We start from the raw sequence: 16,798 nt of genomic DNA, 5'->3' as shown, positions 1-16,798 counted from the left end.
TACTTGATTTAGCCAAGAACATTTAAGACATCATCAATTTTTTTATTATGTGATAGAATGCCATAATTCATCCATGTTAAAAAGTCTACTTCATAGACACAGTTGGTTTTAACTGCGGCTAGGTTTTTCCAAGTGGAAGTTTTTAAAATAGCACGTTCCTCATTTTCATAAATAGAATGTTGTTTATCAAATGTAATAAACAAGTGATCTGCGTCTAATTGCAGCAATTGATCAAATGTCAGTTGTGCTTTACGTTGATTGTGCGGAATACTCCATACCAGTGAATGTGGCATTAAACCTAAGTCACGATATAAAATGGGGCCGGTATAGCCACATTCAGGGCCCGCGTATAGAGTAATGCCAATGGCTGAAATACGGAGAAATGCTACACTTTGCCCATAAACGGATTTGCTCAGAATTTCTCTAGCTTGCTGTACCTTATCCTCATATTGTAGGATCACGTCTTGCATCAAGGAGGTTTTTCCTGTTAAATCAGCAATTTTAAATAAAGTAGATTGCCAATTCTCGCCAGGGTGTGAGAGATGGCAGACAGGGGCTACTTCATTTAAATGATGAAAGGATTCCCAACGATCTACACCAGAATCTAGCATTATTAAGGTTGGTTTATAGTGGAGAAGGCGATCCATTTCTCTATTTTGTACATCAATATCTGGCACTTCTTGTAGACCTAAATAATCTTGTTTTCCCCATTTTGAATGACTGAATTGAGCAATTGGCGTAATCCCAAGGGCAACAAAGAAATCTTCTAGGAATGGTGCAAATACACGTAGATGGCTGCTTTGATTTCTTCGATATTGCCCTGGAGAGATACCGACATGCTCTTTAAAGCGACGATTGAAATAATACTCATTATTAAATCCGACAGACTGACTAATTTCAAATACTCGATCATTTGTCGTCATTAATAATTGCTTGGCTTTTTCAATACGAATGTTATTTAAATAATGAAGAGGGATTTGTCCCGTAATATTTTTAAAAATGCGCGTATAATTCCACCTTGGCACATCGGCTAACTCTGCCAACTGCTCGACAGTCCACTCTTTGTCAAAATGTTTATGTAAATAGTTAATGGACTGCTCAACAGCTTGGCGATCATTTTTTTGCACCAGCTTAGGTATGGTTTGATGTAAGAGCAATAGCATTAGCTCTTGAAAGTGAACATGCTGCTCAAAAATCGTGTGTTCATCCACCGCCAGACGATTCTGATAAATGGCTTCTAGCAGTCTACGATATTGCGAAAAGGGGAGGAGACGTTGTTCTTTGATATGTGTAAAATGGCTATAAGTAGTCTGTTTATTACTGAGATGGACAATGTTGAATTGTAATTGATAAAAGCAAAGGTGCTTGTTTTGGATGTGTATACTAATCGTGTTATTGGGCGGTACCAATATGCACTTCTCTTCACTAAGATGAATGGTGTTATGATCTATTTCTAGTTTTCCGCTGCCACTCATCACGATGAAAAGTGTATAGAAATCACTACTAAACTGCTGCTTTTTCGATGATTGAAGCGCATAAGAAATATTTTGCAACGTATAGACATGTGTTAGGTTACCCATTGATGATTCACCTCTTTGGCATGTTTGAATTTGGAGAACAACACAAAGAAAGCCCTCTTAAGAGCCTTCTTTTGAAAATTATTTCACGAACCATTTCTCAAGGTCATCATATTTCAGCAAGTTAGCTGTGATTGCGCCTGATTGCCAATATGTTCGATCGGCAATATAGACTTGTCCATTTTTTACAGCAGGTAGTGTTTTCCATAGGGTACTATCTAACCATTTAATGGATTCTTGGTTTTCTGCAGACTCCCAAGTGCCGTTTGAAGGGAAAAGGATGATATGATCCGCATCTAACTCTGGAATAGCCTCTTCTGATAAGACCTCATGAAACTCTGTCATGTCACGGGCCCATGGATGTGGTGTTAAGCCTGTCTCTGTATAAATATAGCCAGAGTAGCGATTTTTAACGCCAAATAATGCTAATGTATTATCTGTAACATTTAGTCGTACAACAGCAACTGTTTCATCTCCAACAGATTCATCTAATTTTGCTTTTAAATTGGAAACACATTGCTCATATTGATCAACGATTTCGTTTGCTTTCTCAGGAATATTTAAAACATCAGCTATTGTTTTCACAATCTCACGTGGATCTTGTAGAATATCTTCTTTTAAGCGGTAAGTAGGGGCTACCTTTGAGTATTCCTCATACTTTGCCTTATCCGCGGCACCATCTACAATGATTAAGTCAGGCTTAGCTTGTAATAATGACTCCATACTACCAGTAATATCAAAATTAGGAACATCTAATCCTAAATAATCTTGTTTACCCCAAGAAGGGTGATACCATTGCACAACAGGCTTTACCTCTAAGGCAGTTAAATAATCTTCCAAATAGATGGCAGCTACACGCTGTGGATTTGTAGGGATTTCTACTTTTCCAAACTCATCTTCTACAATTCTTGTATCTTTATTTGATTGTTCCTCTTTCACTGTATCTTCTTGTGCTTCTTTTGAGCTACAAGCACTTAATACGAACATTAGTACAAGTAAAAGTACAAATGAAAAATATCGACTTATACGCATTACAATTCACTCCTATATTTTTACTAGAACAGTAAGAATGGCACCTTAATTCATAATGATAATCATTCTCGTTTGATTCAAGTAAATTATAGGATACAATATATCAACAAACAATACACATTCTCTACTTCTTTTTTATACAAAACGAAATTCAGAGAATTATTATTTTTTATTATCGAAAAGCAACCATAAAAGTGTAACAATTGCCGCTAGCATAACCATTAAGAATCCATACAAAGGAGTATGTGCTAACGATTGATGGCGAATAAGAAAGCCTCCGATAGATGAGCCTAAAAAAGTGCCAATGTTGAACGTGGCAATCTCTGCTGTGGCATTGTTTTCTACTTGAAAAATGCCTAGACATTTGCAGGTTATGATTTAATGTATTTATTTCTTATATATGTGTAATTACTTGATAGCTTTTTTATAATACATGCCATAATCAAGCAAAAAAGTATACACTTTTTCGTGTTATAGAAACGTCAAGATAACTTTTGTGTATTATCAATGATTAGCGTAAGAAATCTTTGCATATAAGGGAAAGGGTTTTTTGAGTTGGAAGCGAATGTTAGCGTAGTAATTCTTTATAAAGGGGAGTAGAAAATGAATCGTTTAAATTTGATTACATTGGGTGTGAAGGATATAGTGGAGTCTTTAGCTTTTTATCGAGAGGGGCTTGGCTTTGATGTTGTTGTATATGGCAAGGACACAGATCCAGATGTTATATTTTTTAATAATAAAGGGACTAAGGTTTCCTTATTTCCTATTGAACGTTTAGTAAAGGATATCGATGAAGCGAATCCTCCAGAAATTCATACAGGCTTTGGAGGGATTACACTTGCTTATAATGGAAAATCAAAAGAAGAAGTTGATCAGGTGTTTGAGCTTGCTAAAAAAGCTGGTGCAAAGATTGTCAAAGCACCAGAAATTGCATTTTGGGGAGGTTATAGTGGCTACTTCCAAGATCCAAGTGGATATTATTGGGAAGTGGCATATGGTGAGATGTGGCAGTTTGATGAAAACGATATGCTAATTATTAAATAAAGGTTTGATCTATGTAAGCTAAAATTAGCAATCACCATCAAATAATCTATTTTCTCCTCCGTTATGATAAAGATGAGGTGAGTGATATGGAGTATAGTCAAGCAACACAGCGAACTATTGCCTATATTGAGGAGCAATTATTGGAGGAAATTTCATTTGACTGTCTGCCAAGCAATGCGGGCTATTCAAAGTACCATCTAAGTCGTATTTTTAAGCAAGAAACGGGGCTGACGATTGGTGAATATATTCGAATACGTCGACTCGCTATGGCTGCAAGTTATTTATTGTACTCCAATGCATCAATCATAACGATTGCTGTTACACTTCAATTTCAATCACAAGAAGCATTTACAAGAGCTTTTAAAGAGGTGTATGCCTTGCCACCAGGGAAATATCGAAAATTGATGCAATCATTAAATATGACGGAGGAGGAAAATTTTATGGAATCAAGTGGACAGGTTAAGGGTTGGATGTTGAGTGGTGCGAATCCAGAGTTATATCAATTCCATACAGATGATCAAGTATTTCATTCAGGGAAGCGTTCAGGTGTGTTATATTCCACAACGGCAAATGCAAATAACGGGCAATTTGCTACGATGATGCAAGGTTTTCTTGCAGCGGGCTATAAAGGAAAGCGACTGAAAATGTCTTGCTACTTAAAGACAGCAGATGCAGCTAAATGTGGCGCATGGATGCGGATTGATAACAGTATGGGGGATACGATTCAATTTGATAATATGGATCAACGTGCGATTACAGGGACTAGTGACTGGAATCATTATTCAATCGTGTTAGATGTGCCTGAAGAAAGTGACTCCATTTATTTTGGTGTGTTGTTAATTGGCTCTGGGAAAGTATGGGCAGATGGCTTCCGTTTGGAGGAAGTTGACGATAAAGTACCATCGACAAATATGTTGACACAAACATCTTTGCCGAAACATCCAGCTAATTTAGACTTTCAGATGGAATAAAGTCTTGTTGTTGATAGCATCGTAAAGAATAAATAATAATATGCAATATTTTTACTTAATATTTCTTTATCAATATAATACAATTCCAATTTTTATACCAACACATCACCCTAACGATTTTTATAATAAATAAAACAGAAAATACAAATTGAATTATCTCTAGCTGTTCTACTATTTACTAGGTTCAACACTAAAGTTTGTGCTTGCCATTTGATAGCCTGTATTGGCGATCCTAGTGGCTGTTTTTATAACAGACATTTGAAATCCATTTATAGAGGGAGGTGTGATGAGTATTTCTATAACTGTTAAACGAATATTCGTTTCTGCTATTTCCGCAATCATCATTTCGATGTTTACAGTTGGAGGAAGCGCTATAGCAACTTTTTTGTTCTATAAATTAGATCTGGAGTCATTTGGGGATGTCATCTCACTATCACGAATAATATGGTTTTTAATGATATTTATCTTATCTTTTTTCTTTATATTTTATGAATTGGATAAGGAACATCAATCATAATTGCAGAATGGATACTGCAAAAGCTCCTGTATAGGAAAGCAGAGATATTGTTGAAATTCATTAAGTGGATAACTATTAAAGTATGTATTTTCTATTTATAAAATACATAATTTTCCATATAAAAGCATTACAAAGAGAAAGAAAACATTTATTCTGACTAGGAAATATTCGTAAATCAAAAGAACAGATAGAACGTATTGATTGCCGCTAATTTGTTAAAGCTAACAAAGAGGAGGTGTGAAACGATGACACAAAAAATTCTTTGTGAGGTCAATAACTGCACATTTTGGGATGCTGGAAATAAATGTACAGCAGAAAAAATTTATGTTGTTAGCCAAAAGGGAAAACAAGCTTCCAACAGTGAGGAAACAGACTGTAAAACATTTGAACCTGAAACGCATTAATTAATGCATAAAAGGGTAGCCAATTATATGGTTACCCTTTTTCCTTGTCCTTATGAATAAATATCTACCTTTTCTTTACTAAATAAAAATGCGTGGGCATTTTTCACTTTTTCCTCTACATAATCTAATGAGTATTGTCCAGTAGAATCTGTTAAATCGCCAATGGCTCGGGCTAAATTATCAATGATTGGAATAAATTTGTGCAATTCCAGCTGATTTTTTTCTTTATGCATTTCATCCATAATTTCATACGCAAGACGCTGAATTTTTCTTAGCCGCAATTTTTCAGATTGCATTAAATCCTCCTTATTCATTCAATTGATGATGTCCTACTATATGCATTGCAATATGGTTTCATGAATGTTACTTTTGAGAAATGACTAGTTAAATGGAGTAGGAATAGTATCATTAAAGGGTAAAAGGAGGAATGATAATGGAAATGATTTTAAAGCAAATCCTAAAGTGGCTCAAGTCAATGGATAAAAGAATTATTATTGGCATTTCAGGTCATGGAGCTGCTGGAAAAACAACATTTGCTGGTAAGCTTATAAATAGTTTGAATCAAGATAAAGTGAATTATATAAATACTGATCCGTATATTGTTAGCTCCGATATACGTAAACAGACTTTCATTGATTATACATATCAAAATGAAGAGCATCATTATAAAATAACGGCCTGCCATCCAGCTGCACATCATCTGCCATCATTGGAAAGAGATGTGCAGATGATAAGAGCAGGACTGGATTTATTAACAATCGAAACACATTATATGAAAAGCTCTGTTATTTCTTCCAAAAAACAGCTTACGATTGTAGAAGGTATGAGTGTAGCATTTATTGATCCACTGTTATTTGATTTAAAAATTTATTTTTATACGGACGGGGCTATGGAACTAAAGAGAAGATCCAGTCGTGATGTAAGGGAAAGAGGAACAGCTATTGATTATTTAAGGCAGTCACATAATGAACGACGTATTCAATATGAATTGTTTATGCATCCATATTGCAAGCATTTTGATATCGTTATGAAGACAGAGGCTGATAAAATCTATATTGAAAAAAATACACTGATAAATTAGTGGTAAAAACCTTCTGTCTTTAGTATTGAAATTTTACGCGAACAGTAGCATGGATAGTGATTTGTCCCTGCTCTATTGGGGTAGCTCCTGAGAAATCAGCCATAGAGCGATAAAGGACAGGCGTGTTAGCTGGTTCTTCTATAATTTCAATGGGTAGCGGTGGCAAAGCTATACGCATCGTTTCCGCAATGGTTGTCGCTTTTCTTTGGGCATTATGAAGAGCTAAGCTTAATGCCTGCTGATAGTAATCATCTGTATGGTCCACATTAAACTGGATATTGGTAATACGGTTGGCACCATTTTCTATGGCAGTATCAATGATTAATCCAATATTATCGATATTTGTGATATTAACAATAATTGCATTAGTCACCTCATAGCCAGTAAAAATTTGTTTGTTATCCTCAAAATTATACAACGGTGTAATAGTATAGGTAGCTGTTTGGATTTTTTCTTTTGGTATATCGAGAGCCATGAGTGCCTGAATAACTTGATTCATTATTACAGCATTGTCCTGTTGAGGGATTTGAACATTTTTTCCTTGAGTTTGGACTTCAACTTGTAGCTGAGCAGAAGTTGGAACAGCCATTACATGTCCATTACCACTAACAGTAATCGTACGTGATGGCTGGTGTGCTTGCTGATGAACCTGTGCATAGTACATATAATTCCTCCTCTCGTAAGATTTATATTACTAATGCTATGCAAAAAAGATTTTTAGTTGTGCAGCCTTTTCAATAATTTATCATGGAGCTTTGTTAATAAAAGCAAAGCAAAAACTGTTCCGAGTAAGGCTAAAAACATGTCCCATTGTGCGTCCCAACGATCTCCCTGCATACCTAAAAAATCTTTTGCGCCTTTACTGCCCTTTGAAATTCGTGTGCTTAACCATTCGATAATTTCATAAAAAGCAGCAATAGCGAGTATAATACTGATTGTTATCCCTGTTAACCAAGCTCCTTTTGTAAGGGAGGTCTTACGAATTACTATTTCCCTTATGACAATAGCTAATAAACCTTTTAGAAAATGGCCAAAGCGATCATAATGATTGCGCTGTAAATGAAATTCATCTTTTATCCAATTAAAAAGAGGAACTTCCGAATACGTATAATGCCCACCTATAAAAGTAAGGATGGCTAATAAAGCAATAATACAATAAGAAAGTGTTGTGAAGCGGAATTTACGATAGAGGGCGGTAACTACAAGAATAGCAACAATTCCAGGACTAACTTCAGCAAGCCAATCGAGGTAGGAGGATGGTTTAATAACAGACCAAATAAAGACTATTGAGACGATAGCAAGTAGAGTTATATGTATTTTCGACTGCATCATGACACGCTCCCTTTATACCTCAGTATGGGAAAGGGGTAAAAGACTTATTCAGTAACGAAAAGAAAAGCGTCTAGTCTGTACTGACGCTTTTGTTACCATCCCTCTTAAATCATTTTTAACAATGCCTCTACACCAGTCATTCCTTCTGTAATGCCAAGCTGCTCCGCTTCGTAAGTAACCGACTCTAATGGGGCTGTTAATAGCTCATCAATTGTTTTCACACCTACTGCACGACCAGCCACAATTTTTCGATCTGCTAAATGGCTATTTAATAGACCAACATCAAGGGCTCCACACATAATGTAGCCTGTATTATTGGAAACGGTTAGTAATGTTGTTTTAGGTAATTGAACGACTACTGCCGTGAAAAAATGACCTTTAATCATAATCGGTTCAATAATCACCATTGAAATCACATCCTTTCCCTCTATACATATGGCAGTGATAAGAAAGGTGTTCAACATTTTCTTAAAAAAATTAAAGAGTTACTCTCGATGCTGAATGAATGTCCATATATAAGCAATACCGCTAGCTGTAAATAATAGCGCAACAATGTCCAGCCATTGAAAAAAATAGCATTTGAAAAGGTGTTTAGTAGGGGGATTTCAGCAATCTCCGTAACAGAATGATTATTTTGAAAAATAAATAATCGTAAAGCTTGAGTTTCTTTAAGCATGAGCCAGTAAATCACACTTGAAAAAATAACAAAAAAATCATCATTATATAAAATTGCTTAGTCTTTAGCATTTTTCTGACTAACATGGTAGCAAGCTTAAAGGTTCCTATTGTTGAAATTATCAAAAAGCGTGTTAAAAATATAAGAGGGAAAAGCCCTAGATTACCATTGCTAATATAAGAATTAATTGTAAAAAAAAGGTTATGTAAAAACGTTAATTAAAGCAAAAACTATAGCGGTTATGCTAATACTAATGAAATAAAGAATTACTAATAATATATTCATGCCATTCCCTCCTGAAATCATTATACAATAGCAAGGTGACCAAACCTTCACAAGTATAATTCACTGCAATTCGCAAATAGTAAGTTGACGGAGTTTTGTGAATTTGAACTTGGGAGGTGATGCTATGACACGTTTATATGTATTGGTGTTGACGGTTTGCTTGTTAATCATCTCGGGAGTTTTTATAGGGCAAAAGGGTCATGCTGATAAGGGTCGCCGTTATTATGAAGAAACAGGCGAGGTGGTATGGGATATCCACACACAGGATAAAATTGTTGCACTTACCTTTGATGATGGACCACATCCTGAATATACTGCAGCAGTGCTAGATTTACTGGAAAAATATGATGCAAAAGCGACCTTTTTTATAATTGGCAAAAATGCAGAAAAATATCCATATCTTGTTTTACGTTCTTATACAGAGGGGCATGAATTAGCAAATCATACGTATACACATCCATTTAAGGTTTCCATCAAGGCATTGCGAGAAGAGCTTCGACAAACAAATAACACGATTTATAGTATTACTGGTTTTTCCCCAGTTTTATTCCGTCCTGTTGGTGGAAATTATACGGATGCGATGATTAATGCTGCTGTAAAGGATGGCTATCAGGTTGTTATGTGGTCTTGGCATCAGGATACGCAGGATTGGAAACAGCCAGGTGTAAAGAAAATCATTCAAAAGGTGATGAAGGGCACAAAGCCTGGCGATGTTATTTTATTTCATGATGGTGGTGGAAATCGTACACAAACGATTAAGGCACTCGAAGAAATAATCCCTGCTTTAAAAAAGCAAGGCTATACCTTTGTTACAGTATCCGAGCTGATTGACAGCAAGCAGCAAGAGCAGGTTCAGTAATAAAAGAGACTGTTGGAAAAAGACCTCTATTTTCCAACAGTCCTAATTTTTCTATTAAATATTTGCTAAAACTTGCTGTACCTATAGCTAACGCTATGCTTTCGGTACAATTTGCAATGGCTACCTCACAGTGTTAGCATCCTCAGCACAAAGGGGTATCTTAAAATAGCTTTTCAGAGCCAGCCCTCTTCCTATTCATCGGATTGGCTGCGTTAGAAGAAAATAATGGGTGCAAGAGCAATACCTAAAATGGCTCCTAGTGCAATGCCATAGCCAAAGCCCGATCCCCCAAATCCCCAAAAACCTAAGCCATAACCACGATATCTTCTATCAGGCAGAATCCATACCTGTCTTCTATCTACCTTTGTAATTTCTCCAACATGTACTTTACCAGATGAATCCGTAATTTTAACACGTTTACCATGATATTGACAGCAAAGATTATAAGCATCAGCTGGATTCACAAATCTCCCTCCTTTCACCTTCATTACAAGCTAATATATGCAAATTAATGCATTTATCCTTAGCCGATTGTCTAATAAGACATAAGCTATAAAGGGGGAGAAGAGAATGACTGTTCAACCAACAGATATATGGCTGCATAACTTTGTCATACAACAGCAGGCAAACGGATTGGCTAATGGGGAAGTGCTACAGCGCACCCTACTGTGTCGTCATTTACTAGAAATTTTTTATAATGGCTCATTAGAGGAAATACAATTTGAGTTACTACAGCAGGGCTTATTCCATTCTGACGAAACCATTAATATACAAAACTTACAAGAACAAAATAGTTGGGAAGTTGTACAAAAGGAATATATCAAACTAAAAGAGACATGGAATGGGCCGAGTATACCCATTTATATTTTTCCTTTAACAACAAAACAAACAATGACAAATAAAAACGGCATTGCTTACCCTAATGCCTTATTTTTATTGATAGATAAGCTTGAAAGGCAAGAGCTTCAGGCATTATTTGCACATGAGTATCATCATATTTGTCGTATGCACTATTTGAATAAGTCTTTACAGGACATGACATTATTGGACTCACTGATTTTGGAGGGTTTAGCAGAGAGTGCAGTGAAGGAGCTATATGGTGATCAATGGCTAGCACCGTGGTTAAATAATTATACATTTGATCATATGCTTGCCCTATGGAAGAAAGATTTTTTAGCGAATATTCACCTTGAAGGGCTAGAAAACCATGTTGAATTTTTATATGGTGGTAGGCTTCCTCCATGGGGTGGTTACTGTATTGGCTATGCCATTGTTCAATCGTATATCAAAAATCATTCCTCACAAAATCTTTTGATAACGCCTTCACAAAGTATACTTGTAGGCTCAGAGTTTCCATTATAAAACCCAGCTATCGTCGTGACAGCTGGGTTTTATTCATCATTAGATAGCAATAATACCTAGCGCTACAGCAGTGAATAATAGAACGATACTTAATCCCCACATCCAGAAGAAGGAGTATTTTAAGTGTTTTCCCATTTCCAAGCCCGATAAACCTAACGCTAGCCATACTGCTGGTGCAAGTGGCGATACAAATGTCCCAACAATATTACCAATAATCATGGCATAGCCAGTTGAAAGAGAATCAATATCAAACGATAATCCAATTTGTTCAACTACAGGGAATAATGCAAAGTAATAGGCATCTGTACTTAATAGCAAGTCAAATGGTACACCAAGTACGCCAATAATAATATGCAAATAGGATGATAAAAACGCTGGCAAAATATTGACAGCATCATTAGCAATAGCTACTAGCATACCTGTACCATTCAGTATTCCTAAAAAAAGTCCTGCCGAAATAATAATAGATGCCATTGTTAAAGCATTTGGAGCATGTGCTTGTACACGTGTCATTTGCTCCTTAGGCGTACGATAGTTCACGGGTAGCGCAATGGCTACACCAAGTAAAAAGGCTAGTCCTGCTGGTAAAATACCTGCTACTAAGATACCAATAACGACAATAGCAATAATGGCATTCACCCATATTAATTTTGGTCGTTGTAAGCTTGTATCTACTTCTGATGTAATCATACCTTGACCTACTACTTGGTCATCAGCAGCAATTTCAAGTGTACCGTATTGCTTAAGAATACGTTTTTTCTCTCTAAAGCCAAGAAAGACAGCTAAAATTAGCATTAACACAATTCCAATCACTTGAATAATAATTAATGGATACCATAGTTCAGTAACATCTGTTTCTAGTACAGAGGCAACACGGCCTAATGGACCTCCCCAAGGAACCATATTGACTACCGCGGCAGATCCTGCAATTAATAGCAGCAATAAATATGGATTCATACGTAGTCGTAAATATAAAGGTAATAGTGCTGGAATTGTAATTAAAAATGTAGAAGCTCCAGAACCATCAAGCTGTGCAACAACAGCAATAAGCACTGTAATAACTGCAACAACAATAATATTTCCCCTTGAAAGCGCAATCATTTTATTGATTAATGGTTCAAATAAACCTGTATCCTGCATAATACCAAAGAAAATAATCGCAAAGATAAACATCACTGCAACACTCATGACAGAGTTTAATCCAGAAGTAAAGAATTCCCCTAAATCATTGAAACTAAAGCCAGCAATTAATGCAGCAATAATAGGCGGAATAACCATTGCAACAAGTGGTGATACACGACCACTAATAAGTAGTGCAACAATAATAACAATGGTTAAAAAACCAATTATACTTAAACTCAAAATAACTCCTCCCTTTGTTAGCAACCATTTCAGATTATTTAAAAAAATAACATAGTGTAAAAGAGAGGAGAATAATATAGTCATATGTTAAATAAAGAACATATAATTAATTTTGTTCATAAGTTTCACGGTATACATATTTTCGTTCAGGTCTTCCAACAGAACCATAAAGCAATTTTGTCTGTAAAAACTGCTCACTCACTAAATATTCTAAGTAGCGGCGCGCTGTTGAACGACTAGAGCCAATCAGCTCGCTTAATTGTGAGGCTGTAAGCTCCTGTGTTTTTGATTCTTCAAAAATGCTTTTGACAGCCTGCAATGTACGTAAATCAATCCCTTTAACAAATGTATCTTCAGGTTCCAATTTAGTTGTTGATTCGTGATAAAGGAGCGCATCAAGGTCATTTTGAGTAACATTTGTGCTTTTTTGAAATACAGAAAACTCTTGTAAATATTTATTGAATGCTTGCTGAAGTCGCTGCTGTTCAAAGGGCTTGATTAAATAATCTAAAATGCCTAAATCAATCACTTCTTTGACCAGCTTTATTTCGGTTGCTGCTGATATAACGATAATTTTAATTGAAGGGTAGAGATGACGTATATGGGCGATTAATGAGCTGCCTTCAACATCAGGAATATATAAATCGGATAATACAATTGCTGGTAGGTGAGAAGTAATCTTTAGCTTATCAATAGTTTCTTGACCTGTACGTAAATTCTCAGTAACGCTAAATCCTTTAATAGTATGGACATAGTCTGCATGAATTTTAGCAACTCTAAAATCATCCTCAACAATCCATACGTGTTTTAATGGTGTCATACTCATTGCCCTCCTTTCGGAATGAAAATTAGAAAGCATGCTCCAGGTAAATCACCTGTATCTAATATAATATCTCCATCGATTTCTTGAAGGGCTTGTTTACTAATAGCAAGTCCATGTCCACGATCCATTCCCTCTTTCGTAGAAGCACCCTTTATAAAGATTTGGTCGTAAACATCATTGTCAATGCCTGGTCCATTATCTTGGATTTCAAATAAGTAATGATTTTTATAAGCATTAATAGATAGCTGAATGCGTTTATCAGGAAGTGTGACATTTTTTAAAGCTTCAATCGCATTTTGTAGCACATTGCCAAGTGCCGTTAAGAGAGCATTTTCTTGTTGCTTCGCTAATTGAATTGTTGAAGGAATATCTTGAAGCTCCAGTTTAATGCCAAGTTCAGTGGCCTCCGCCATTTTTCCTTGTATTAAAGCTAATAAAAGCGGTGATGTAATATTACTATTTAAAAAGGCTTGATTTTTGAGTTGGATATTTTGCTCTTCTTTAATAAACTCAATGGCCTCCTTGTAATGCTTATGAACAAGTAAGCCCAAAATAATATGCAGCTTATTGGCAAATTCATGTGTATATGCTCGTTGAACATTTGCGTATTGCTTAATTTGTTTTAATTCATCAATAATTTTTTGAATATCTACTTTTTTTCTAAAGGTATATAATGAGCCGATTTTCCTTTTTTTATCAACTAAAGGAGCCTTATTTAAAATAATAATATGCGTATCGAGAGGAAGCTCTAAATTATGAATAACTTCCTCTTCAACAATTTTGGGTGTAAAAATATGCTCAATTTTTGTACCCATCCACTCAGGTAATGATTTATGATGCGTTGAATCAAGTATTTCGTAGGCACTTTTATTAATGGTTGTAATTTGATGCGATGGATCGACAGCAATTATTCCTTCTTCAGTTGTTTCCAATATTACCTTGTTTTGCTGATATAATTTGGCGATTTGATTAGGCTCCATATTAAATAATAATCTTCGAATATAAATAGATATAGTGATAGCACCGAAAATACCTACTAAAAAGATGATGATAATATATTTTATCCAATGATGCATATAGCGATCAATGGTTATGCTAATATTGTCTGTTAAAAAACCGACAGATACAACACCGATCACTTGATTATTTTGAATGATCGGAGCTTTCCCTCTAATCGATTCACCCAAGGATCCTGTTGTTTTCGATACATATGCCTGTCTATCAATTAATACAGCATCATTATCACCCCCAACCATTGTACTGCCAATTTTATTCGTGATGGGATGGGAGTAACGAATTCCCTCAGCATTACCTACAACAATAAAAGCTGCATTAATATCAGTTCGAATAGGTTCTACAATTGGTTGAATCGTGTCACTTGGATTCTCTTCGCCAAAAGCTGCAATGATTTCCTCCATAGAAGCAATCGTTTTGGCAATATGTAAAGCTTCCATACCCATCTGCTCTTCTGTTGTAGCACGAATATGCTCCTGCAAAAGATAGATAAATATTCCACATATGAAAAGAATCAGACCACTTATTAAAAAAATCATTTTAGCTGTAAGAGATTGGAGCCAATTTTTCATATATCACCTCTGCAAATAAAATATGGTGGAAGTACCCATAATGTAGTTAGTTAAGCGAGACATGTATGAATAATAATCTATCCAATATGGTGAGCTATTAAGCCACACCAATAGCTGTCCCTCTTGAGCCATATTTTTAATTCATAATAGTAGCCTTTACCCGTTTCTATGTAGGGTGAGATTTTATCATATCATTTAATGATAGTTTTTTCTTTATTAGAGACAGTAGAGCAAATAGAAAATGCGCCTTCAATCATCGAGGGTTTTCGCATATTCTTTATTGATCGGTACAAAAGAACACAAGCTAAGAACAGTTATTAATACACATAAGGAATTGCTGTACTTACATCCACTACCGTATACAGGGAGAAAGGAACGGACTGCTGCAAAGCTACTATGGTATCTGAACGTTCCAACTTTAAGGCAAAGCTACTTGAAGCAGACCAAATTATGCAAGAGCCAGCAATGGATGACTGCTGTCTTTTAAGTAAATTGTCTGTCCTTTAAAAATCTTATGTCATAGCGGGTAATAAAGAAAATAGAAGGGAATTAAAAAAGTGGCATAAACGAGCACTGGAGAGAATTTCTATCGGTATCCCTTTTATATTGTCTACTCATTATTTAACAATAATATAGCAAACATATGGCAAGTAGATGCGTAGATTTTAGTTAGAAAGATTGAGACAAAATATCCTGAAAACTTCACGAACAGTGAAATTTTCAGGATGCTATGTTTTTAGTTACTACCAAAAGATTCAACTATATTAAAAGTCTTAAGGCTAAGTTGTTTACAATAGACGAGCTAGTTAATAGTTAAGAGCTTCACTATTCTTTTTGTTCTAAGCTTTCAGTAATGGTTTTGGCTGCTAATTCAATAGCTAATGGGCTACCTGTATTTAAGGATATATCTAAAAAATAAATATTTCCATTTTTCACCGCGTTTATATTTTGCCATACAGTATCATTTTTCACGTTCTCAATAGCTTTGTCTACAGCTTCTTTATTATCTTGAAAGAAAATATAATCGGGATTTAAGCTAACTAATCCCTCTAAAGAGATATTAGCCCATTCTGTTGGATACTCTTCTGGTGTCTTCAATCCAAAGCCATTTTCATGGTAATGACCAAACGCTTTAGATCCTACAATACCAAAATCCCCCTTAGAGCTTGGGCGTAAAAATACAAATGTCTGATCGCTATATTTGGCTAAAGCTTTATTTGTATCTTGAATAATTTGCTCTGTTTTTTGAATATATTCTTCAGCCTTTGCTTCTTCTCCTAAGATATCACCATAGTATGTAATTGTATCTTGCCAGCTCATGGTTGGATCATTACCACGTTTATCAATAATCACAGGAGCAATCTTTCTTAGACCTTCCAATATATCACTGTGAAAAGAGCCTGCAATAATCAAATCAGGCTTAAGCTCGGCTAATTTTTCCAAGCTAGGAGAACTAGTTTCACCTAAATCCTTCATCTGATCGAAATCACTTTGAAAAGGTTGCAACGTTGCAAAAGTGTGCGCAATATCTTTATTAGTTGTAGCAATTGGTGTAATACCAAGAGCTAATAAATACTCTGAATACCCAAAATGTAACACAGCTATTTTTTCAGGTTTTTTCTCTAATACAACGGTTGTCCCATCATCATTTTGGATAGAACGTGGCCAAGAGCTTGTTGATGCTTCTGGCTCTTCTTTAGGGATAGTTGCCCCCTCATTTTTACTATCAGTAGAATTACAACCTGTAACTACTACTAATAAAATCGCCATTAAAAATAAGGCCATTCCCTGTCCTAAGATTTTTTTATGTAGCTGCATAATAAACTCCTCCTTGTAATTAATGATAATGATTTTCATTATCATTTGGATTATAGCAAAATGCCTAAT

18 protein-coding genes are annotated in these 16,798 nt (G+C 35.5%); 6 read left to right on the top strand and 12 right to left on the bottom strand.

Annotated features, from left to right (window positions below; translation table 11 throughout):
* Positions 1–8 precede the first annotated feature (8 nt).
* Positions 9–1,580 (bottom strand): helix-turn-helix domain-containing protein, encoded by a 1,572-nt coding sequence (locus tag MHB44_RS21575; protein ID WP_341300830.1) that lies wholly within the window; start codon positions 1,578–1,580, stop codon positions 9–11.
* 78 nt (positions 1,581–1,658) lie between these two features.
* Positions 1,659–2,609 (bottom strand): ABC transporter substrate-binding protein, encoded by a 951-nt coding sequence (locus tag MHB44_RS21570; protein WP_341300829.1) that lies wholly within the window; start codon positions 2,607–2,609, stop codon positions 1,659–1,661.
* Positions 2,610–3,212: 603 nt separating this feature from the next.
* Here MHB44_RS21570 and MHB44_RS21565 point away from each other — a divergent pair.
* Together MHB44_RS21565 and MHB44_RS21560 are read left to right on the top strand one after the other, a co-directional pair.
* A complete protein-coding gene (locus MHB44_RS21565) occupies positions 3,213–3,653 on the top strand; it encodes a VOC family protein (RefSeq protein WP_341300828.1) in 441 nt (146 codons plus the stop codon).
* Between the two features lie 86 nt (positions 3,654–3,739).
* Entirely contained in the window at positions 3,740–4,624 is an 885-nt protein-coding gene (locus tag MHB44_RS21560; protein ID WP_341300827.1) for an AraC family transcriptional regulator, read from the top strand.
* 171 nt (positions 4,625–4,795) lie between these two features.
* Here MHB44_RS21560 and MHB44_RS21555 read toward each other — a convergent pair whose 3' ends face one another.
* Complete coding sequence (locus tag MHB44_RS21555) at positions 4,796–4,969, bottom strand: hypothetical protein (protein WP_341300826.1); 174 nt, start codon at positions 4,967–4,969, stop codon at positions 4,796–4,798.
* 417 nt (positions 4,970–5,386) lie between these two features.
* On the opposite strand from MHB44_RS21555, the gene MHB44_RS21550 reads away from it, so the two are divergent.
* The gene (locus MHB44_RS21550; RefSeq protein ID WP_083448649.1) at positions 5,387–5,545 is read left to right on the top strand and encodes a DUF1540 domain-containing protein; all 159 of its coding nucleotides are present in this window, start codon (positions 5,387–5,389) and stop codon (positions 5,543–5,545) included.
* Between the two features lie 50 nt (positions 5,546–5,595).
* On the opposite strand, the gene MHB44_RS21545 is transcribed toward MHB44_RS21550, so the two are convergent.
* Complete coding sequence (locus MHB44_RS21545; RefSeq protein ID WP_341300825.1) at positions 5,596–5,841, bottom strand: group-specific protein; 246 nt, start codon at positions 5,839–5,841, stop codon at positions 5,596–5,598.
* A 137-nt stretch (positions 5,842–5,978) separates the two neighbouring features.
* Here MHB44_RS21545 and MHB44_RS21540 point away from each other — a divergent pair, with 137 nt between their 5' ends.
* Positions 5,979–6,626: a phosphoribulokinase gene (locus tag MHB44_RS21540; RefSeq protein WP_341300824.1), complete on the top strand. Its 648-nt coding sequence runs from the start codon at positions 5,979–5,981 to the stop codon at positions 6,624–6,626.
* 19 nt (positions 6,627–6,645) lie between these two features.
* Here MHB44_RS21540 and MHB44_RS21535 read toward each other — a convergent pair whose 3' ends face one another.
* The 3 genes from MHB44_RS21535 to MHB44_RS21525 form a co-directional block, all read right to left on the bottom strand.
* Positions 6,646–7,290: an SIMPL domain-containing protein gene (locus MHB44_RS21535; protein ID WP_341300823.1), complete on the bottom strand. Its 645-nt coding sequence runs from the start codon at positions 7,288–7,290 to the stop codon at positions 6,646–6,648.
* A gap of 53 nt (positions 7,291–7,343) precedes the next feature.
* Positions 7,344–7,958 (bottom strand): DUF2238 domain-containing protein, encoded by a 615-nt coding sequence (locus MHB44_RS21530; protein ID WP_341300822.1) that lies wholly within the window; start codon positions 7,956–7,958, stop codon positions 7,344–7,346.
* Between the two features lie 104 nt (positions 7,959–8,062).
* Positions 8,063–8,365 (bottom strand): DUF1805 domain-containing protein, encoded by a 303-nt coding sequence (locus MHB44_RS21525; RefSeq protein ID WP_053996826.1) that lies wholly within the window; start codon positions 8,363–8,365, stop codon positions 8,063–8,065.
* Positions 8,366–9,043: 678 nt separating this feature from the next.
* On the opposite strand from MHB44_RS21525, the gene MHB44_RS21520 reads away from it, so the two are divergent.
* A complete protein-coding gene (locus tag MHB44_RS21520) occupies positions 9,044–9,778 on the top strand; it encodes a polysaccharide deacetylase family protein (protein ID WP_341300821.1) in 735 nt (244 codons plus the stop codon).
* Positions 9,779–9,990: 212 nt separating this feature from the next.
* Here the strand turns inward: MHB44_RS21520 and MHB44_RS21515 are convergent, their stop codons facing one another.
* The gene (locus MHB44_RS21515) at positions 9,991–10,242 is read right to left on the bottom strand and encodes a hypothetical protein (RefSeq protein WP_341300820.1); all 252 of its coding nucleotides are present in this window, start codon (positions 10,240–10,242) and stop codon (positions 9,991–9,993) included.
* Between the two features lie 106 nt (positions 10,243–10,348).
* Here MHB44_RS21515 and MHB44_RS21510 point away from each other — a divergent pair, with 106 nt between their 5' ends.
* Positions 10,349–11,140 (top strand): DUF2268 domain-containing putative Zn-dependent protease, encoded by a 792-nt coding sequence (locus tag MHB44_RS21510; RefSeq protein ID WP_341300819.1) that lies wholly within the window; start codon positions 10,349–10,351, stop codon positions 11,138–11,140.
* Positions 11,141–11,179: 39 nt separating this feature from the next.
* Here MHB44_RS21510 and MHB44_RS21505 read toward each other — a convergent pair whose 3' ends face one another.
* The 4 genes from MHB44_RS21505 to MHB44_RS21490 form a co-directional block, all read right to left on the bottom strand.
* Complete coding sequence (locus MHB44_RS21505) at positions 11,180–12,502, bottom strand: citrate:proton symporter (protein ID WP_341300818.1); 1,323 nt, start codon at positions 12,500–12,502, stop codon at positions 11,180–11,182.
* A 106-nt stretch (positions 12,503–12,608) separates the two neighbouring features.
* Positions 12,609–13,322, bottom strand: a complete 714-nt coding sequence (locus MHB44_RS21500; RefSeq protein WP_341300817.1) for a response regulator — start codon at positions 13,320–13,322, stop codon at positions 12,609–12,611.
* 2 nt (positions 13,323–13,324) lie between these two features.
* A complete protein-coding gene (locus MHB44_RS21495; protein ID WP_341300816.1) occupies positions 13,325–14,911 on the bottom strand; it encodes a sensor histidine kinase in 1,587 nt (528 codons plus the stop codon).
* 825 nt (positions 14,912–15,736) lie between these two features.
* Positions 15,737–16,729, bottom strand: coding sequence for an ABC transporter substrate-binding protein (locus tag MHB44_RS21490; RefSeq protein ID WP_341300815.1), 993 nt, complete (start codon positions 16,727–16,729; stop codon positions 15,737–15,739).
* Between the last annotated feature and the right edge of the window lie 69 nt (positions 16,730–16,798).

This window comes from Lysinibacillus sp. FSL H8-0500 (assembly GCF_038051955.1).
Taxonomy (GTDB): Bacteria; Bacillota; Bacilli; order Bacillales_A; family Planococcaceae; genus Lysinibacillus; species Lysinibacillus macroides.
Note: the sequence above shows the minus strand (reverse complement) of the source record. Positions and strands in the feature narration are given on the sequence as shown.